Below are 18,839 nucleotides of genomic sequence, written 5' to 3' on the forward strand. Positions count from 1 at the left end.
TTCATCCAAAAGCTCTCGCGACATGGCTGCTTATGGCTGGCGGCGGGTCATTTCTCTTTCCCACGCGTCCAGCGTGTCTTCTTTTAATACTTTTTGTGCCCACTGACGTTCCCAGGCTGGCGGCGCTTCTTTGGGGACATGGCCGGGGCGCAGTAAGCGATACCCCAGATAAATCACACCAATGGCCAGTAAGCCGTGAAACAGCAGATGGAGCTTGCCGATCAGCATCAGGAACCCGAACAGGAAGATCACGATTCCCCAAAAACGCGAACCGGATTGTCCCATGATTTTTCGAGCGCCGTACAGCATGATGATCGCCGGAATCAAAAGCCCGATCAGATCACCAAAGTCGATTCCTACTTGATCCAGGAGAACCAACCCGCCGATCAGCAAGAGAACTAGCCCGAGCAAAACCTTTCCAGACCGTTCACTCATTGCTCGCTTACCTCCTATCATCTTTTGCGTGTGTGGTGCTTGTTGAACCTTATGGCCTTATTGTAGCCCCCCGCATAGGCTCCCCATAACGGGCGTGCGGTTGGTTTTTCCCTCCGTCCTTGGACGGAGAGCATTTCCTGCCATAATCGGACGAGCCTGCTCCTGCCCTTTTCTCGACCCGGCACTTGCATTGTCGAAGCAAATCGTTACAGCATCAGACAAAATTTTGTGACAAAAAGGTGAACAAGCGGTTACAAAAGAGGGAAAACGGGAAAAGCGTAGAATCTTCGTAAAGTGCGTGTAAAAAAACATCGAAAATAGCCGAATTCCGCATGTCGGAAACGGGGGAACCAGTTTTTTGGGGTGAATGATTGCATGTTGGCAATCTAGGGCGTCCTTTCGACCGAACCCTTCAGCTAACTTCGTAGGCTCACGAAAGGAGCAGTTTCTTTTGCGCAAGGTGGTACTGTCTTTACTTATGGCCGGAATGCTGGCTATGGGAGCCGGCGCTGCACACGCGGCCGAGGGTGCAACACTCGAAGACGTGGTCAGCGAACTGTATGGCGTCCCTTACAAATCATCCGGTACGTCCAAAAAGGGCTTTGACTGCTCCGGTTTCACACGCTACGTATTTGATGCGTTAGGTGTAGACCTGCCTCACAATTCTGCCGCCCAATACGAACTGGGGACAGAGGTTGCCAAGAAAGACTTGCAGCCTGGAGATCTTGTGTTCTTCAATACAAACGGACGAAGCATCTCACACGTAGGCATCTACATCGGGAACGGCACATTCGTGCATTCGGAATCTGGCCGCGGCGTCGTCAACACCAAGTTGAACGACCCGTACTACTGGAGCAAGCGTTATGTTGGCGCCAAGCGCATCAGCACACCTGTTCTGGAAGCGGCAGCTCCGAAAAAGGAAAACGCGGTGCAAGCTGCATCGTTGTCGGAAAATCAAGCACAAAAGAAGTAGTTCGGCAAAAAATAAGAGCCAGGGACATTGCGTCTCTGGCTTTTTCTGACGAAATTTAGGACCAGGTCTAAAGAGGTGCCCCTACCTATAAGTAAAGATGCATGAATGGACGGATACTTGCCCTTATCATGTGAAAGCATGTTATGATAGACAGGATTAGTTCTTTGTGCCATAGCACCTCATCCACCTATTAATAGAAGTAACTGGGGGTAATTCCGGTGAAAGATCACATTTTGATCGTTGATGACAACCAGGAGATTATTGAACTGCTTGAAGATATTTTGGAAAACGAAGGCTTCCAGGTTTCCTCGGCGGAAAATGGCGAGGATGCGCTTGCTCTTCTGAGCCAGGGCGAGCGGCCCAACCTCATTTTGCTCGATATCATGATGCCGAATATGAGCGGCTACGAGCTGTGCTCGCAAATTCGCCGCGAATGGGATTTGCCGATCCTGTTTCTCAGCGCGAAAAGCAAGGCGGTCGACAAAGTCGTCGGCTTCGAAATCGGCGCCGATGACTACATTACGAAGCCGTTTGACACCGAAGAGCTGCTGGCTCGCATCCGCGCTCATCTGCGACGCTACGAGCGCATTCGCAAGCATACCGAGGAGCAGCCGGAAAAAGAGACGCCCAGCTCCCCGATCACCGTCCTGAAGTTCAAGGACTTGGAGATCCACAAGGAAACGTACTCTGTCTACGTCAACGGCCAGAAGATTGAGCTGTCCACAAAAGAGTTTCAACTACTGACGTTCCTCGCCGAAAATGCCGGGATCGTGTTCACGCGGGAACAAATTTACGACCGCGTCTGGGGGTACGGCTACGGCTCCCTCAACACCGTGACGGTCCACATCAAAAACTTGCGCGAGAAGCTGGAAACAGAACGGCAATTCATCAAAACACAATGGGGGACAGGCTACGTATTCATCGGGGAGAAACTGTAGATGAGTCTTCGCAACAAGCTTTTTCTCTCCTTTATCGCCTTGATTACCCTCAACATCCTGCTGTTCAAATTCGTCTTCCAGGACATCATCATCGACCAGTTGAAAAACGACCGTCACAACCAGTACCAGGCGGAAAAGGATGCGGCAGAAAAGGTCCGGCTCAACCAACTACTGCGCTCCAGCAACTTCAAGGACCCGATCGAGCGCCAGGAACTGGAGAAGCAGTTGCCGGAAGACGTCATGTACCGGATGGTCGTGAAGGACGCGAGCGGCAACACGATTTACCACAGGCCGTCACAAGCCTACTCCTTGAAGCTGTCCCTCCCTTCCACCACGAAAAGCGACCTGAAAGTCGTGGCAGAGTACCATTTTCAGCAGGAGCCTCCCCGTGCGGGAGAGATCGTCGTCTACTTCTACACGGACGATTACGACATGATGGCTACAACCGGAGTCTCCATGATGCTCTGGTTTATTTACGGAAGCCTCGTCCTCGTCGGCCTGCTGCTGCTCGCCCTGTTCCTCCGCTGGATTTTGCGCCCGGTCAATGAGCTGGCCCGCGTCACGCAGGAAATTCGCGAGGGCAAACGGCTTGTGACGTTTACGTACCGCTCGCACGACGAGTTCGGACAGCTTTTTCGCTACTTTGGCGACATGGTCGACGAGCTGCGCTTTTCCGAAGAGAGACAGTCGGAAATGATCGCCTCCATCGCCCATGATTTTCGCACGCCGCTGACCACGATCAAAGGCTACGCCTCCTACATCGGCTCCGGGCGGGTCACGGACCTGACGCGGATTCAGAAGCAAATGGGCAAAATCGAAGTGAAGACGAGCGATCTGGAAAAGCTGCTGGACGAGTTGCAGGACTTCACGGTGCAAAGTACGGAGGTGCGGCTCAACATTAGCCGCATTCACGTGAAAGGATTTTTGAAAGGAATTATCGAGGACTATTTGGCGCGGGTAAAAGAAGCCGGCCTGACGTTTCAATGGAAGTTGCGCGTATCCAATGAGCTGCACATCGAAGCCGATGAAACAAAGCTGCGTCGCGTCATGGAAAACTTGCTGAACAACGCGATTCACTAAAACAAGCCAAATGGCTCGATTTTGGTTACATGCGACCAGCGGGAAGGCCACGTGCTGTTTTCCGTCATAGACAAAGGGGAAGGAATCGCAGCCGAGGATTTGCCCAAAATCTTCAACAAGTTTTACCGCGCAGAGAAGTCCCGCAACCGCAACAACGGCGGCACAGGGCTTGGGCTGACCATCTGCCAGAGCATCGTGCGCCGCCACGGCGGAGAACTCACGGTAAACAGCGAACAGGGAATAGGAAGCAGCTTCTCCTTCACCATTCCCTTTTATCACAGTTAGTTTATATAGATTTATTAGCAGTTAATTTATTTTTTATATTTCTCTGCTAAAGTATTTCTTGTAAGCATGTTGCTTTCAGTGATAAATAACCCCCAGTTCGGTATCTGACACATCACGGCGAAACCGTAGTGCAAAGATGCCTCTTTTTTTTGCCTTACTCCCGCTTTTCCAGGCGCATCGGCAGGCCGTTTTTCGGACGCAGCGTAACGAGCGGCTCCGGCTCCACTACTTGACCAGGCTCTGCCAGCCGCAGGCGGTAGCGCTGCGCGATCGTCGCCAAAAGCAGGGCAGCTTCCATCAGAGCGAAGTTGTTCCCGATACAAACCCTCGGCCCTCCCCCGAACGGAAAATAGGCATACGTCGGGTTGCGTTTCAGCAGATCGCCCGCGAATCGCTCCGGAATAAACTCATCCGGCTTCTCGTAGTAGCGCTCCAGACGATGCATGACAAACTGGCTCATCATCAGCGTATCGCCAGGCTGATACGTTTGATCGCCAATCTGTACCTCTTCGACCACTTCCCGATTAATCGTCCAGGCAGCCGGATACAGGCGCAGCGTTTCCGAAACGATGAGGCTCGTGTAGGTAAGCTTAGGCAAATCGTCGACCGTAGGCAGCCTGCCGTCCAATACAGTCGCCAGTTCCTCGTGCAGCTTGGCCTCGACATGCGGATGAGTCGCCAGCAAATAAAAGATCCACGACATCGTATTGGCTGTCGTCTCGTGACCGGCAACGAAAATCGTCATGACCTCGTCTCTCACCTGCTCGTCTGTCATCCCCTGGCCGTCGTCCTCATCCCGCGCCGCAAGAAGCATCCCCAACAGATCGTCCTGTCTGTCGTCTTGGCTGTTTCGCCGTTCTTCGATCAAGGAATAAATCGTTTGATCCAGCGTTTCATTCGACTCCAGAAACTGTCGATTGCTTTTTGTCGGAACCGACAACGGAATGTCGATAAAGGAGGAAGCTTTGTTCGCCACATATTTCAGTCCGACGTCGATCGCATGTCCGATTTTGTCGGCGCCCTCCTTGATGCTTTTGCCAAACATCGTTTCCGTAATGATCGCCAGCGTCACCCGCATCATATCGTCGTGGATGTCGCGGACTTCCCCTGCTTTCCAGTCCTCCAACAGCTCGACAGCCTGGCGCACCATCGCCTGGCCGTAGCCGGCAATCCGCTCCCGGTGAAAAGCCGGCTGCATCAGTCTGCGCTGGCGCATGTGCTTCTTGCCTTCGCTGGTGAGAATCCCGTCGCCGACGACGGCTCTGGCGACCTGCAAGCCTTTTCCTTTTTTGAAATGGTCTTGCTTGGTCACGAGCACTTCTTTGATCTGGTCGGGATTGGTCAGCAAATAGACATGCCTTTTCGGCCCAAAACGAAAGTGAACGACATCGCCATGCTCGGCAACAGCGTCGCGGATAAACTGCAGCGGGTCTTTGCGAAAAGCAAGCAAATTGCCGGAAATCGGCAAGCCGCGTGGTCCTGAGATTGTCACACCCATGGAAATCCCCCTCATGTGCTTCGATTGGATTACCGATAGTATCCGGCAAGAAAAGGAGTTTATGCGAAAAAAAAGCCACCTGAAAATTTCAGGTGGCGAAAAAGGCGTACCGTTGTTAGCGTGCGACAGGCTGCTCTGCGCGCAGCAGGCGAGAAGCGATCAAACGCTCCCGCACTTTGATGCCGATCAGCGCGGCGAGCACCGCTTTGATAACGCCTACGACCAAAAACGGCGTAGCGCCGAAGGCAATGGCTTTGTCCCACGGGATATCCAGCACGTATTTGAGCTGAACGCAACCGAAGGCGAGCGTCACGAACATGCCGATCACGTTGGCGACGACCGCATGCTTCAAGGTGAATCCGAATTTTTCCAAATAAAGGCCCGTCACAAAGGCAGTGGCGATGAAGCCGAAAATGTACCCGCCTGTTTTGCCTGCCAATACTTGCAGCCCGCCGCTCGCTTCAGAAAAGACAGGCAAGCCGACCGCTCCAAGCAGCACGTAAATCAAAAGAGCGAGTGTACCGTAGCGGCTGCCCAGGATCGTCGCGGTCAAGCCTACCGCAAGCGTCTGTCCGGTGATCGGAATGAGCGGCAGCGGAATCGTCAACTGGGACAGCACAGCCGTGACAGCGGCAAAAATGGCGGACAACAAAAGCCATCTCAAACGTTCGTTTCTCATGCGTAATAGCCTCCAATGTTAACTAAAAATATAATAAGGTTAACAAAATGATAATACGCATGCTTGAAAATGTAAATCCCTATGTTTGATCGACGTAGTTTTGCAGACCGACCAGCGATTGAATCGTGTGCTCGATCAGCAGCCGCAGGTCGTCGATGTTGCCCTCGTCGATCTTGCGGTGAAAGTCCAGCGTCACGCGGTTTTCCCAACTTGGCGGCGGCCATTCGATCCGGTGCTCCGGCAGCTTCGCCGACAGCGTCTGGGTAATGTACGGGCGCTCTCCCCAAATGTCGTTGAGGATCGCCGTAATCTCTTTTGCGCTGTTCGGAATGTCGCCGGGCTTTTCAAGCTGCATGTAAAAATGAATGCAAATCGTGCAGCCGATATGCTCCACGAGCGGCGTTTCCAGTTGCTCCGCGGCTATGTCGCCCAGGCTCGTGCGCAGTTGCATTTGCGCCCGCACGCCCTGGTCATTTTCCGCGTACTCGGCCAGCTTGAAGTCGATCTGGAACAAGCGTTGGAACGTCGCCATATCCATGACGTCCGACCGATTGGTAATCGTGATCGCCCCGTCAAAATCGCGGTCGTACACCGCGCCTTCCAGCACCACTCTGATATTGTCAAATACCAGCGGATGAAACATGGGGTGCCCTCCTTTTGTTCTCACTGCCTGGACCTGTGTTACAGGCCCCGTTTGGTTTTCTGTCACTAGCATGCCTGCTTTTTTGCGCATTTGCAAGCAAGAACAGACTTCCCCATAGCGAAAAGCGCTCCGGGAGTGGTACCATGGGAGGGAACCAACGTCAGAGGTGACAAACATGTTTCTCATCGGAATTTTAGTCGTTGTTGCGATTTTCGGTGAAATTTTTCACCGCTTGAACCCGTGGAAAAAGCCCGAGCCGGCCTATGAGGAGCTGGTCGCGCAAATCAAGGAGGCGGACTGGTACAGAGAGCTTTCTCGCGACGAGGCATGCCGCCGCGTGCTGGAAAACGATCCGCACGTCCAAGCCTACTATGCCAGCACCTACGAAGCCCAGCGCTTGCTGACACAGGAGGGCTTCCAGCTCGGCCTGATCGACTACGTAAAGGAACAGGCCGCCAAGTCCCAGGCCAAACCGCATTGAATGGCAAAGTGCCGCTGCCAGACAAGCAGCGGCTTTTTTGTGGAAAAAGCTTCCGGCGCTTTTCATAAAAGTAGGAGAGAAGCGCATGCGGCACGGTTTGCCCAAATGAGAAAACTTAGGCTATTGGCGCAGCCCTGGGTGCACTGATACCGGATAAGAAGCTGATCGCACAAAAAAGGCATACCCTCTGGCTCCAGCCGTTCGGTACACCTGATCTATGCTGTATTCATCTGCTTACCGTTTTTGGTGGTAGTGCTTGTAGGCGTCGTAGGATGCCTGCTCCTGGCAAGTGAAGCATTCGTTCGCGTAAGACTCAGCCTGCTCGTTGATGGTCTGGCCGCAAGCTGCGCAGCATTTTGCTTCGAGGTTTCGGAAAAACGTAGTGATTGGCGTCATGATTATAACCCCCCGTGTGTTGTTATCTGTATTGTATTACAACAGCACCTGTTTTATAAAAGTTTGTTATAATACATTACGCCACAATACCTTCTTCTCTCGCTCAAATGCTCCCGTTTGCTCCATTTTTCGCTGTATTCATACATTTTCGCAAATTCGGCATCTGTTGTAACACAATGTTCTTAAATCAACAGGTTAAACAAATACGGATCGTTGGTGATCTCGACATAGCGGATGCCGTGCTGCTTCATCCGGCTAATCAGCGGCTGGTAGTCCTCCTGGCACTTCATCTCGATGCCGACCAGCGCCGGGCCGTTTTCCTTGTTGTTTTTCTTCGTGTACTCAAAGCGCGTGATGTCGTCGTGCGGACCGAGCACCTTTTCCATGAACTCGCGCAAAGCCCCGGCGCGCTGCGGGAAATTGATGATGAAATAATGCTTCAAGCCTTCATGCAGCAAGGAGCGCTCCTTGATTTCCTGCATCCGGTCGATATCGTTGTTTCCGCCGCTAATGATGCAGACGACGTTTTTGCCCGCGATCTGCTCCTTGTAGTAGTCGAGCGCGGCAATCGACAAGGCCCCGGCAGGCTCGACCACGATCGCGCTGCTGTTGTACAGCTCCAGAATCGTCGTGCATACTTTGCCCTCTGGCACGAGCACGATATCGCTCAGCACCTCGCGGCAAATGCTCATCGTCAACTGTCCGACCTGTTTGACTGCCGCTCCATCCACGAACTTGTCGATCTCATCGAGCGTCACGACGTCGTCTCTCTCCAGCGCCGCTTTCATGGATGCCGCTCCCGCAGGCTCCACCCCGATGATTTGCGTATCCGGGCTGATGCCTTTTACATACGTGCCGACCCCTGCCGCCAGGCCGCCGCCGCCGATGCTCATGAAAACGAAGTCAGCAGGCTCCTCCAGATCGTTCATGATCTCCAGCCCCACCGTGCCTTGCCCTGCCACCACCAGCGGATCGTCGAACGGATGGACAAACGTCCGGTCTTCCTGCAGGCAATATTTCATCGCTTCTGCGAACGAGTCGTCAAAAGTGTCCCCGATCAGCACGACCTCCACATACGAGCCGCCGAACCGTTTGACCTGGGAAATTTTTTGGCGCGGGGTCGTCGTCGGCATGAAAATCGTGCCCTGGATTTGCAGATTCTGGCACGAGTACGCGACTCCTTGCGCGTGGTTACCCGCACTGGCGCACACTACTCCGCGCTCGCGCTCCTCTGCGGACAGGCTGCGCATGAAATGGTACGCTCCGCGAATTTTAAAGGAGCGGACGACCTGCAAATCTTCCCGCTTCAAATAGACGTTGCAGCCGTAGCGCTCGGACAGCACGTTGTTTTTTTGCAGCGGTGTCTTCTCCACTACGTCTTTCAATCCGTGGTTTGCCACCACAATTTCTTCCACTCTCACTGTATGCATGACTCTCTGGCCCCTCCCAAACGTTGGTTGTCTCTTTTTTTCATAGAAAAAGCCTCCGCCTCGCCAGCAGCGCTTGGTTTGCGCACGGCTGGCTGAGGCGAAGGCATCGCGGTACCACTCAGCTTCTCTGTCTTCCTCACGAAAAACAGACTTGTAGAAGTTCCACGTGGGGAACTCCCGTCCGGTAACGGAGACGAATCCGTTGTCCTCTACTCACCGCCCGATTGCGGCGGCTTTCCAGAACACTGCTCCAAGGTGATTTTCAAAACAGGCTAGGCGGCCATTCTTTCAGCACGGGGAACGGCTCTCTGCACGCTGCTCTCTGTTCCTACTCTTCCTTTTCTACGCAACTGATAACGAACTATTCAAATTATTAGTTACAAATTATAATGCGACTCTGTTTTCTTGTCAAACAAAACCGCATCCTGCTTTGGATCGCGCACAAAAAAAGAGAGCTCACACCCGGGTGGCTCTCTCTTGCTTTATGCTATCGTCGGCTGTTACACCGCTTCGTAGATGGCTTCGTAGCGCTTGCCGATCTCTTCGTCGGTCAAACCGGCTTCACGCAGACGGCCGATCAGCGCATTTGCCCAAATCTCGGTGCGTTGCGCCATTTTCGCGTATTTTTTCGCTTCCTTCACTTTGCGCTTGGCGCGATCTTCGCCGTTCGATTTGAGGTTGTCGAGGATGAACAGCATGTGCATCGTATCTTCCTCGTTCAACTCTTTCCAGTTATCGTTCAGAAACGCGACTACTTTTTTGTAGTAGCCATCAAACTCTTCAAAGGAAATTTCGGTATCCATGTTGAGGTATTCTTTCATTTTGTCAAATAGCTCTTGCATCTAGCGTCACAACTCCCTCAGTATTCTCCGCACTATTATAACAAAAACAAGGCTGCACAGGAAGTTGCCATTATTTGTGAGCACAGCGCCCGGATGCGTGTGCACCCTCCCCATGCAACAAGTCTCGCAATCAACTATAATGAAAGGATACTGAATCGTCCTGAGGAGAACAAAGATGCCAACACACAAAAAGGAACAAGAGACAACGATACGCGTCGGCCAGCAAATGACGCTCACCATAAAAAGTCTGGGAATCAACGGCGAAGGGATCGGCTACTTCAAACGGAAGATCGTCTTCGTCGAAGGCGCTCTCCCCGGAGAGGTCGTGCATGCCGAAGTGACGGAAGCGCGGGAAAAGTACGCAACGGCCCGGCTGCTGCGTGTCGTGGAGAAGTCTTCCGCGCGCACAGTCCCGCCCTGTCCGGTCTACAAGGAATGCGGCGGCTGTAGCCTGCAACACATGGACTATGCGGCACAGCTTGCGAGCAAGCAGGAAATCGTCATCGAGTCTCTGCGCAAATACGCCCGCCTGTCCGATCCCCCCGTCGCCCCGACCATCGGGATGGACAACCCGTGGTCGTACCGCAACAAGGCGCAGTTCCAGGTGGGCAAGCAAAACGGCAAGCTCATCGCCGGACTGTACCAGACAGGCAGCCACAAGCTCGTCGATCTGGAAGGCTGCCAGGTGCAGCACGAGGCGACGACCAAAATCGTGCAAGCCGCAAAACAAATCATCGAGGAACTCGGCATCCCCGTCTACGACGAGCGCAAGCGGACAGGCGTCATCCGCACGATCGTGGCGCGAGTAGCTTTTGCCACAGGCGAAACGCAGCTAACGCTGGTGACAGCCACCAAGGAAATTCCCCGCGTCAAGGAGCTGATCCTGGAGCTGCGCACGCGCCTGCCCGAGCTTGTCAGCATCGCGCAAAACGTTAATCCGCAAAAAACGTCGCTTGTCTTCGGCGACCAGACGTTCTCCCTGTGGGGCAGGCCCGCTATCGCGGAAAAGCTCGGGGAGCTGTCGTTTGACTTGTCGGCGCGCGCCTTTTTCCAACTGAATCCGGAGCAGACGCAAAAGCTGTACGACCAGGTGAAAAAAGCCGCCGCCTTGACTGGCAAGGAGCTTGTGCTCGACCTGTACTGCGGCACGGGCACGATCGGCTTGTGGCTCGCTCCGCATGCCCGCGAGGTGCGCGGCATCGAGCTGATCCCGGAAGCCGTCGAGGACGCCAACCGCAACGCGGCGCGCAACCAGGCGACAAACGCAAGCTTCCACGTAGGCCGCGCCGAGGTACTGATGCCAAAATGGGCCAAACAAGGCACGCGCCCGGACGTCGTCGTCGTCGACCCGCCGCGCACCGGGCTGGATGATGCGTTGATTCGTTCGCTGCTGGATGTGCAGCCAAAGCGGATTGTGTACGTGTCCTGCAACCCGTCGACATTGGCGAAGGACGTGGCGAAGCTGCTGCAGCGGTACGAGCTGGCGAGCGTGCAGCCGGTGGATATGTTTCCGCATACGGCGCATGTGGAGGTGACAGTGAGACTTGAAAGAAAAGATACAGCCAAGTAAACTGTACCTAATTTGAGGGGAGAGGGTGGGAAAGATTGTAGTGAATCTTAATCTTTCCGCCCTCGAACACTTCTATTTGGTGGATAAGCCTTTGTAGAACCTGCTTCAAAACTTGTTCATCTTCAATGTCAAGGTTAATGAAGCGTTCTACTTCTTTTTTAAAGGCTTGTAGCTGTTCATTGAGGTCTTTTCTTACTTCTAAACTGGATTGCAGTTCAGCCTTTTTGTTTGCAAGGTTTTGCTGTTGTTGGGTGATACGCTCATTTTGCTGTTTGAATTGTTCTGTTGTTATCGCCCCCTCAACGTGAAGGCTTAGTAACTTGTCACTTTTAAGCCCCAAAATTGGATTTGAGTCATACCCCCTTATCTTGTTAAGCTGATATCAGAAGAACAGAGGGGGATATTTTTATGCAACGGAGACGCTATTCAATCGAGTTCAAACAACAATTGATCCAGGAAGCCCACGAAGTAGGAAACGCTAGCCAAGTAGCCAGACGGCATGGGATAGACCCTAAAATGCTGTATCGATGGATACGTGACTCCAAACACGCAGATTGGCAGAATACGTCTTCCGAAGCTAAAGCTGTAACAAGCTATACACCAAGTCCAGGAGAGTTTCGGGAACTGGAAACGGAGAATGATAAACTGAAGAAATTACTGGGAGAAAAGGACTTGGAAATCGCGATCCTTCGTGATCTTGAGCCTTTTGCAGATTTCTGAGCCCTTTCGTATCAAGCACTTGAAAAGCATAAAAAAGGACTTCACCCCAAGAAGGAGAAGTTTTCAAGCAACCACACACGAAAACTTCTCCTTCTTGGGGTGAAGTCCTTTTTTATGCTTTTCAAGTGCTTGATACGAAAGGGCTCAGAAATCTGCAAAAGGCTCATATACAAAATCGTTACTTGTAGTAATTGATCTGAATTCAAATCGGGGAGACCTGCCAAGCACAAACTTTTTTACTATTTCACCATTCAAATTTACTTTTAATATTTGCTCCTCTTTTACTGTTGGGTCAAATGTCAATACATATATATGATTGTTAAAAAAGGTTCCGCTTGTGAAAAAACCATTATTTAGAACAAATTCGACAGGTTCACTCTTATCGTTAAGTAAATATATTCCACTCGTATAAGAAATAGTTCCCTTCTCGTTTTTTTGTCCCCAGTTAGTGATAAATGTAATTTTATCATTGTTATAGAATGTATTTGTAACTCCTTTTCCTGATTCAATTCTTTTTTTTGTTAATCGACTGTTTTTAGGGAGAATGTAGTAATCGCCTTTATATCTAGAAGAAATATAATAAATATCCTTATGCATAGTAAGACTATTTAATGCTCCTTGGTCAATATTCTCTTCATTTATTTTTTTGCCTTCGGAATCATTAGCGTTGCATAAAAAATGAATCCATCTATTGTCAAATTATTCTGAATGACATTTTCAACTTCACAACCAAAAACGAGAACAGCAAAGCACAAGGTAGCCACTATCCATTTGGTAGTTTTATACATTTATTACAACATCGACAACAACAAACAACACTTACTTCCTTTTCTGTCGCCCTCTGGATGTTCGTTTGGATTGGTAATCCATTCTGCCTATCCATTGTTCAAAGGTCTGCCAGAGAAACACTTTGAGCCATCTACTGATTTGCAGCAGACTGTGCTGACTGTTTCTTTCCAGCTTTACAAGAAGCAACAAGCAGTAAGCAATGAGAGCGAGAAAAACTTGATTCCAGACCGCATTTTCACTTGTTCCATAGAACGTCTTAATCTTTGCGTGTTGTTTCATCCATTTGAAAAACAGTTCTATTTGCCAACGCCAACGGTAGATGTCGCTCAATTATTCTGCTTCTAAGTCGAACCGATTGGTGATGACTCGAATACGATTTCCTTTCGAATCATGCGTCTCAATCAGTCGTAACACATTATCCACACGTTTTTGTGGCGTTCCAAGAAGGATAATGGAGTCAGATAAAACGGAGCTTTCTGGTGGTACTTTGAAAGTAAACAAATGACGAGTTTCCGCGTTATCCTTGAGACGTGAAGCAAAAAAGATGCCCTGATCGGTATACTCATCAAATTTTTCATAATCCACATACCCTCGATCAAAGACGTACATCATACCGATCTCATCAATCAAATGGAATCGTTGATTGATGGTGATCATCGGATTAAGAAAAGTAAACGTGGTATTAGGAGATAAGGACAGATTCTTTGTTTTCTGTGTATACGGCAAAATAAAAGTGCATAGTTTGGCAACCGTTTTTGATACAGTTGCCATTCATTTGGTTTTACATGGAGAGGCGGGCATAATAGGCTCCCATGTCTTGTAAAATACTGTTGTCTCGCTCTTTTGCAAGAAATTGTGCCTGTAGAGGCTCCATGTCAAACCATGTATATCCGTGAATGTCGTTCGTTGCCAAACTCTGCATTTTCCGTTTGCCAAATACAGTTCTACTACTGTTGGAGAGATCTCTAAATAGTATTTCTATTCACTAGCGTTGCATTAATCTTTTCATACCATTCAAAATCATCATAACTTTCAGCGTTCAAGTGTTCTCAGGCATAAAAAAATCCTTTACACTGGAAAGGTCAGGTAGTTCCTGTCCAAATCCAACGCAAAGGATAGACCATGGACAAGAATACCCTATTTTCTTCATTTGGTAAATACATTTCACCCATTAATATTGTGAAATTTCAACAACGGATAGACGAAACGGATCAGGACAAGTACGTGAAAAAGTTAACGACCAAAGCATATCTACTCCTGTTTTTGCATGCTCAACTTCAGCAACGAGAAGGACTCCGAGCCATTGCAGATGATGTTTTATCAAAGAAATTCCAGCGAGAGTTAGGACTGTCGTCGATTAGTCCCGCTCAGCTTAGTCGCAAAAACAATCGAGTAGATCCAGCTTTGCTTGAAGAAATATTTGTTGACCTTGTAGGGCAAATTCAGAGACACTCGGGCAACACGTATTCCCTTCGAAAAGACATGAAAATCATTGATTCTACAACGATTGGGCTGTGTTTGCAGAAGTACAAATGGGCAACTTTCCGTAAAACCAAGGCTGGCATCAAACTTCATCTTCGTCTCGTCTTTGCCGACCAGGGGGATGTGTATCCTGAAAAAATAACCATCACGGGTGCCAAGTCCAATGACCGCACTCAAATGGAATCGTTGATTGATGAGATCGGTATGATGTACGTCTTTGATCGAGGGTATGTGGATTATGAAAAATTTGATGAATACACGGACAAAGGCATCTTTTTCGCTTCTCGTCTAAAAGATAACGCCGAAATCCGTCATCTTTATGAATTCAAAATCCCCTTGGAAAGCTCCGTTTTATCGGATTCCATGATCCTTCTTGGAACGCCTCAAAAGCGGGTAGATAACGTGCTGCGACTCATTGAAACGCTTGATTCGAAGGGAAATCTCATTCGAATCATTACGAATCGGTTCGACCTGGAAGCAGAAGAACTCAGCGACATCTATCGTTGGCGTTGGCAAATTGAGCTGTTTTTCAAGTGGATAAAGCAGCATGTAAAGATCAAGAACTTCTATGGAACGAGTGAAAATGCGGTACGAAACCAAGTATTACTCGCACTCATTGCCTACTGCCTGTTGCTCCTTGTCAAACTGGAACAAAACAGTCAGCACAGCTTGTTGCAGATCAGGAGATGGCTAAAAGTGTTTCTTTGGCAAACGTTCGAACAATGGATAGGTAGAATGAATTACCAGTCCAAACGAACATCCAGAGGGCGACAGAAAAGGAATTAGGTATTGGTTGCTGTTATCACGATTGTAATAAATGTATAAAACTACCAAATGGACAGTGGCTACCTTTTGCTTGGTTGCTGCCGTTTTTGGTTGTGTAGCTGAAAATGTCATTCAGAATACTTTGACAAATTACGAACGCATTTTTTATGCAACGCTAGTGATAAAAAATGATCCATTTATGAAGCATATATACGATGTATGCAAAGAACACGACTAGTGTAACGTGATATATCCTGCTCCCTCTGCTCTCTCCTGCGCTTCCAAAGAAAAGGAAGCACAAAGACGGTAAACAACTGAATTTAAAACACAGTGCCGTCATGCTCGCCATCGTAAAAAACGGAAAAACAACTAGTTAGTTAGGGCAAAAAAGCCAAGCAAGGCAGCAGCGTTTCGTACGATCGCAACGACAAAGGCAACCAGTTCACCCGTTTATACCCCTCATTTCACGTCGGTTGTGCCACTTACGATTACGAATCAGCCCGACACCTCCGTTTCATCACTTATCGTCCGCATTGGACAAGCCAGCGTTGAGATTCGTTCAGGCTTCGCTCCTCACTTGCTCCGCAAAATCGTGCACGTCCTCGAAGCGCCATGCTGACGCTACCAAGCGTTGGTGCTTCTTGGGCATGCCCGAGCATTCACGGCTCTGGAGTAGTGTTTACAGTCGATTCTGCCGTTAAAAAACAGGTGTTTTTGATCGAATGCTTGATGTTTTCCATTGCACCTGTTTTGATTGAATTACTTGCTCTATACGAAGGAGGGTGTTTTTGTCCAAGTTGGCTGGTTTGCTGTTCAAAAATTGACATATCCCGCAAACTGATCTATCCTAAAATTAACAGTAGCTGTATATACTACAAAGAAGACCGCCCCGGCGGCAACCGGAACGGTCCATGCAATAGCATATCCCCTGCCAAGGGGTGCGGCTCCATTCGTTACATGAGAAGTAACCGCCAGAGTTGGTAGCTCAAGGGGCGGTTACTTCTTTTTTCTGTCGAAGGACAAGATCAACACGATCAACGTTGCAAATGAAATCATCAACGTCAGTGCTTGATAGACCTCCATATTCTCACCCCCTCCCTGTTCGGGATAGAGAGTGAGCCGCCGCCCCTCGGGAGCCTATGCTATTGCAGGAAGATTATACCACATGTTTTCAGAACTTTTCTACAACTACAACCTTTCTCCAGATGCGTCGCTCACGCACGGCGAGAGAGCATTGCGACAACTGCCCCCCCCATAATACACCGTTACCCCTCCCCCGCCTCCTATGGTACTATGTGAGGTATATTCGCACTTCACAATAGGACAACTGGAATGGGGACAATATTTTGAAAACGTTTAAAAAAGTTTATATAGAAATTACGAGCATCTGCAATCTCGCCTGTACGTTTTGCCCGCCGACGGAGCGCAAGGCTACGTTTATCTCGGTGGACAGCTTCGCGAAGCGGCTGGATGAGATCAGGCCGCACACCCGGCACATTTACTTGCACGTAAAAGGAGAGCCGCTGCTCCATCCGAAAATCGACGAGCTGCTCGACATCAGCCATGAAAAAGGCTTCAAGGTCAACATTACGACCAACGGCACATTGATTGCGAAAAATCGGCATAAGCTGCTGGGGAAGCCAGCGCTAAGGCAGATGAACTTTTCGCTGCACAGCTTTGACGGCCACCTTGGCTCGACCGACCGTGAAGGTTACTTGCGGGAGATTCTCTCCTTCGTCCGCGACGCTGCGGAGCACAAAGTCATCTTTTCCTTCCGCCTGTGGAATTTGACCCAAAACAACATCACGAACATTCAAAAGAGCAGAAACCGCCAGACGCTTGCAATCATCGAAAAAGAATTTGCGCTCGATTACCAGATCGAAGAAAAGGTCGAGCCGGGTAGCGGCGTAAAAATCGCCGAGCGCGTCTACTTGAACCAGGACCATGAGTTTCAGTGGCCGAGCATGACAGCTCCACGCGACGAGGGCCGGGGCTTTTGCCACGCCTTGCGCAGCCAGGCGGCGATTCTGGTCGACGGGACAGTCGTTCCGTGCTGTCTGGACGGGGAGGGCGTCATCAACCTGGGCAATATTCAGCAAGCGTCGTTTACGGACATCGTGGAAGGCGAGCGGGCCAATGCCATCGTCGAAGGGTTTTCTCGCAGGGAGGCTGTCGAGGAACTGTGCAGAAGATGTGGATATCGCCAACGTTTTGGCGCGTAGTGGATCAACCTGAATCGGACAAGGGGGCGTTTTGATGAATTTCAGCATGCATGAAGCTGTCGAGGTGTTGGAGCGTACGCCGTTGCTGCTGCAACAATTTTTATCCGGTCTATCGACGGGGTGGCTGACCTGTAACGAGGGCGAGGACACGTGGAACGCCGTGGAAGTGCTGGAGCATTTGATCGAGGCAGAGCGAACGAACTGGATACCGCGGCTGGAACTGATTTTGCAGGAAGGCGACAGCAAGCCGTTTCCCCCTTTTGATCGCTTTTCGCACCTGAACCGACGCACGGAGCAGTCGCTGGCGGAAAAGTTGCGCGAATTTACAGCGATTCGCCAGCAAAATATCGCCAGGCTGACGGAGCTGATCGATCCAGCGCTGCACCTGGAGCTGACTGGCCTGCACCCGGCATTCGGCGCGGTAAAAGCGCGGGAGCTGATTTCCACCTGGGTCGTCCACGACTTGACACACATCGCGCAAATCGTGCGGGTCATGGCGAAACGATACGGAACGGACGTCGGGCCGTGGAAAGCGTATTTGGGCATTTTGCAAAACAAATGACGCTTCCGGCAAAACCATGAGGGGATGGATTTCCCCCTCTTTTTTATGCCAGCTCTGTAAAATACCTGACCTCTTCGCTCTCCACATAAAAGCCGACCGACTCGTAAAGGAACAAAGCCGACTGATTGGTCGTCAGCACCGTCAGGCAGGCGTACGGCAGTCCATGTGCCTGCAAGTAAGCAAGTCCCTGCGTCAGCAAAAACTTGGCGAAGCCGCGCTGCCTCCACGGTTCGCGGACAAACACATCCTCAATAACCCCGTGCTCCTCCTCTTGCCACGCCATTAACCCGGCTGCGAGCGTGCGTTTTTGCCGGATGACGAGCGATGTCCAGAGCGGTTGCTTTTTGTATTCGGCGAGCCGTTCCGCCCCAAGCGGCGTGTCCGGCCAAATCTCCGCTTCCACCTGCAAATATTGCCGTTCCTCTTCAGGCGTCTCCATCTGCCACGGCGCAAACTGAAAAGCTTCGTCCAAAGCCCTCTCGCCAACAGGCTGATCGAGCTCGCGCCGCATCCGAAACAGGCTGTTCAGGTGGCGGAAGCCTTGCCGGATAAAAAACCCGTTGTTGGCCGCTGCCGTCGAGTCGTTGCCCACACACAAAATCGTGTTGTACTCCTGCGACAAGCTCTGCTTAAGCTCGCTAGCCTTTTGATAGAGCAGACGGTACAGCTTTTCCAGCAGCTCGTCGTCGTCCTCCCTCTCCGGTACAGTTTTCAGGTTGAGGTAGATCGCATGTTTGTTTTCCGGCAGCCGTCCGGGTGGCACGACATTAATGATACTGACCTGTCCCTTGGCCACCATCCTCCCGCCCTCGAATGCGCAGTAAACGTTGCCCCAGTTTTCTTCATCGCCCACCCACCAAAAAGTGGCGTTTTCTTTTGCCGTCACAGACTTGTACAGCGCGCCAAGCAATGGCATGTCTTCCTGTTGAAAATGGCGGATCGTCGTCTTCGTGGATGGTTGGCTCATGCCTAATCACTCGCTTCCTTGTTATTCCCACCACTATAGCACCATTTCCCGAAAATTCCCTATTTTTTCGCGATGTCTTCCA

The 18,839-nt window shown here is 50.6% G+C and carries 21 protein-coding genes, 1 pseudogene and 1 riboswitch; of the genes and pseudogenes, 9 read left to right on the plus strand and 13 right to left on the minus strand.

The window, feature by feature from the left end; all coding sequences use genetic code 11:
• Positions 1 to 30: 30 nt before the first annotated feature.
• Positions 31 to 435 (minus strand): LiaF transmembrane domain-containing protein, encoded by a 405-nt coding sequence (locus tag M655_RS22770; protein WP_005827643.1) that lies wholly within the window; start codon positions 433 to 435, stop codon positions 31 to 33.
• 309 nt (positions 436 to 744) lie between these two features.
• A riboswitch (cyclic di-AMP (ydaO/yuaA leader) is annotated at positions 745 to 882 on the plus strand.
• Between the two features lie 4 nt (positions 883 to 886).
• Between M655_RS22770 and M655_RS22775 the strand changes: the two genes are divergently transcribed.
• From M655_RS22775 to M655_RS22785, 3 genes and pseudogenes are all read left to right on the plus strand, one after another.
• Positions 887 to 1,408: a C40 family peptidase gene (locus M655_RS22775; protein WP_007777201.1), complete on the plus strand. Its 522-nt coding sequence runs from the start codon at positions 887 to 889 to the stop codon at positions 1,406 to 1,408.
• A gap of 218 nt (positions 1,409 to 1,626) precedes the next feature.
• Positions 1,627 to 2,346 carry a response regulator transcription factor gene (locus M655_RS22780; RefSeq protein WP_005827638.1) on the plus strand — a complete coding sequence of 240 codons (720 nt, stop codon included), beginning with the start codon at positions 1,627 to 1,629 and terminating at the stop codon, positions 2,344 to 2,346.
• Positions 2,347 to 3,711, plus strand: a pseudogene (locus M655_RS22785) (sensor histidine kinase).
• Between the two features lie 154 nt (positions 3,712 to 3,865).
• On the opposite strand, the gene M655_RS22795 reads toward M655_RS22785, so the two are convergent.
• The 3 genes from M655_RS22795 to M655_RS22805 all read right to left on the minus strand — a co-directional run bounded on the left by M655_RS22795 (position 3,866) and on the right by M655_RS22805 (position 6,531).
• The gene (locus M655_RS22795; RefSeq protein WP_026558249.1) at positions 3,866 to 5,209 is read right to left on the minus strand and encodes a cytochrome P450; all 1,344 of its coding nucleotides are present in this window, start codon (positions 5,207 to 5,209) and stop codon (positions 3,866 to 3,868) included.
• 115 nt (positions 5,210 to 5,324) lie between these two features.
• Positions 5,325 to 5,888 (minus strand): biotin transporter BioY, encoded by a 564-nt coding sequence (locus M655_RS22800; protein ID WP_005827631.1) that lies wholly within the window; start codon positions 5,886 to 5,888, stop codon positions 5,325 to 5,327.
• Positions 5,889 to 5,967: 79 nt separating this feature from the next.
• Positions 5,968 to 6,531, minus strand: coding sequence for a hypothetical protein (locus M655_RS22805; RefSeq protein WP_005827629.1), 564 nt, complete (start codon positions 6,529 to 6,531; stop codon positions 5,968 to 5,970).
• Between the two features lie 175 nt (positions 6,532 to 6,706).
• On the opposite strand from M655_RS22805, the gene M655_RS22810 reads away from it, so the two are divergent.
• Complete coding sequence (locus M655_RS22810; RefSeq protein WP_007777213.1) at positions 6,707 to 7,012, plus strand: hypothetical protein; 306 nt, start codon at positions 6,707 to 6,709, stop codon at positions 7,010 to 7,012.
• 234 nt (positions 7,013 to 7,246) lie between these two features.
• Here the strand turns inward: M655_RS22810 and yhfH are convergent, their stop codons facing one another.
• The 3 genes from yhfH to M655_RS22825 form a co-directional block, all read right to left on the minus strand.
• The gene (gene yhfH / locus M655_RS22815; protein ID WP_005827625.1) at positions 7,247 to 7,408 is read right to left on the minus strand and encodes a protein YhfH; all 162 of its coding nucleotides are present in this window, start codon (positions 7,406 to 7,408) and stop codon (positions 7,247 to 7,249) included.
• A 182-nt stretch (positions 7,409 to 7,590) separates the two neighbouring features.
• Positions 7,591 to 8,838, minus strand: coding sequence for a threonine ammonia-lyase IlvA (gene ilvA, locus M655_RS22820; protein WP_007777217.1), 1,248 nt, complete (start codon positions 8,836 to 8,838; stop codon positions 7,591 to 7,593).
• Between the two features lie 500 nt (positions 8,839 to 9,338).
• A complete protein-coding gene (locus tag M655_RS22825; protein ID WP_005827620.1) occupies positions 9,339 to 9,680 on the minus strand; it encodes a hypothetical protein in 342 nt (113 codons plus the stop codon).
• Between the two features lie 175 nt (positions 9,681 to 9,855).
• On the opposite strand from M655_RS22825, the gene rlmD reads away from it, so the two are divergent.
• Positions 9,856 to 11,250 carry a 23S rRNA (uracil(1939)-C(5))-methyltransferase RlmD gene (gene rlmD / locus M655_RS22830; RefSeq protein ID WP_026558248.1) on the plus strand — a complete coding sequence of 465 codons (1,395 nt, stop codon included), beginning with the start codon at positions 9,856 to 9,858 and terminating at the stop codon, positions 11,248 to 11,250.
• Between the two features lie 7 nt (positions 11,251 to 11,257).
• Here the strand turns inward: rlmD and M655_RS22835 are convergent, their stop codons facing one another.
• Positions 11,258 to 11,590: a hypothetical protein gene (locus M655_RS22835; RefSeq protein ID WP_241752903.1), complete on the minus strand. Its 333-nt coding sequence runs from the start codon at positions 11,588 to 11,590 to the stop codon at positions 11,258 to 11,260.
• A gap of 68 nt (positions 11,591 to 11,658) precedes the next feature.
• Between M655_RS22835 and M655_RS22840 the strand changes: the two genes are divergently transcribed.
• On the plus strand, positions 11,659 to 11,970 hold the full coding sequence (locus tag M655_RS22840) for a transposase (protein WP_129552239.1): 312 nt from the start codon (positions 11,659 to 11,661) through the stop codon (positions 11,968 to 11,970).
• A 144-nt stretch (positions 11,971 to 12,114) separates the two neighbouring features.
• Here M655_RS22840 and M655_RS22845 read toward each other — a convergent pair whose 3' ends face one another.
• The 3 genes from M655_RS22845 to M655_RS22855 form a co-directional block, all read right to left on the minus strand.
• The gene (locus tag M655_RS22845) at positions 12,115 to 12,567 is read right to left on the minus strand and encodes a hypothetical protein (RefSeq protein WP_286085883.1); all 453 of its coding nucleotides are present in this window, start codon (positions 12,565 to 12,567) and stop codon (positions 12,115 to 12,117) included.
• 222 nt (positions 12,568 to 12,789) lie between these two features.
• Positions 12,790 to 13,038, minus strand: a complete 249-nt coding sequence (locus tag M655_RS22850; RefSeq protein ID WP_286085884.1) for a hypothetical protein — start codon at positions 13,036 to 13,038, stop codon at positions 12,790 to 12,792.
• A gap of 51 nt (positions 13,039 to 13,089) precedes the next feature.
• Positions 13,090 to 13,530, minus strand: coding sequence for a hypothetical protein (locus M655_RS22855; RefSeq protein WP_286085896.1), 441 nt, complete (start codon positions 13,528 to 13,530; stop codon positions 13,090 to 13,092).
• Between the two features lie 351 nt (positions 13,531 to 13,881).
• On the opposite strand from M655_RS22855, the gene M655_RS22860 reads away from it, so the two are divergent.
• Complete coding sequence (locus tag M655_RS22860) at positions 13,882 to 15,027, plus strand: IS4 family transposase (RefSeq protein WP_005837477.1); 1,146 nt, start codon at positions 13,882 to 13,884, stop codon at positions 15,025 to 15,027.
• A gap of 975 nt (positions 15,028 to 16,002) precedes the next feature.
• On the opposite strand, the gene M655_RS28155 is transcribed toward M655_RS22860, so the two are convergent.
• Positions 16,003 to 16,089 carry a putative holin-like toxin gene (locus M655_RS28155; protein WP_221175368.1) on the minus strand — a complete coding sequence of 29 codons (87 nt, stop codon included), beginning with the start codon at positions 16,087 to 16,089 and terminating at the stop codon, positions 16,003 to 16,005.
• A 263-nt stretch (positions 16,090 to 16,352) separates the two neighbouring features.
• On the opposite strand from M655_RS28155, the gene M655_RS22865 reads away from it, so the two are divergent.
• Both M655_RS22865 and M655_RS22870 read left to right on the plus strand, forming a co-directional pair.
• Positions 16,353 to 17,228 carry a radical SAM/SPASM domain-containing protein gene (locus M655_RS22865; protein WP_005830093.1) on the plus strand — a complete coding sequence of 292 codons (876 nt, stop codon included), beginning with the start codon at positions 16,353 to 16,355 and terminating at the stop codon, positions 17,226 to 17,228.
• Between the two features lie 34 nt (positions 17,229 to 17,262).
• Positions 17,263 to 17,790: a DinB family protein gene (locus M655_RS22870; protein ID WP_005830091.1), complete on the plus strand. Its 528-nt coding sequence runs from the start codon at positions 17,263 to 17,265 to the stop codon at positions 17,788 to 17,790.
• A gap of 43 nt (positions 17,791 to 17,833) precedes the next feature.
• Here the strand turns inward: M655_RS22870 and M655_RS22875 are convergent, their stop codons facing one another.
• Positions 17,834 to 18,757 carry a GNAT family N-acetyltransferase gene (locus M655_RS22875; protein WP_026558245.1) on the minus strand — a complete coding sequence of 308 codons (924 nt, stop codon included), beginning with the start codon at positions 18,755 to 18,757 and terminating at the stop codon, positions 17,834 to 17,836.
• Positions 18,758 to 18,839 lie beyond the last annotated feature (82 nt).

This window comes from Brevibacillus sp. NSP2.1, assembly GCF_000470975.2.
In the GTDB taxonomy this organism is placed as follows: domain Bacteria; phylum Bacillota; class Bacilli; order Brevibacillales; family Brevibacillaceae; genus Brevibacillus; species Brevibacillus agri.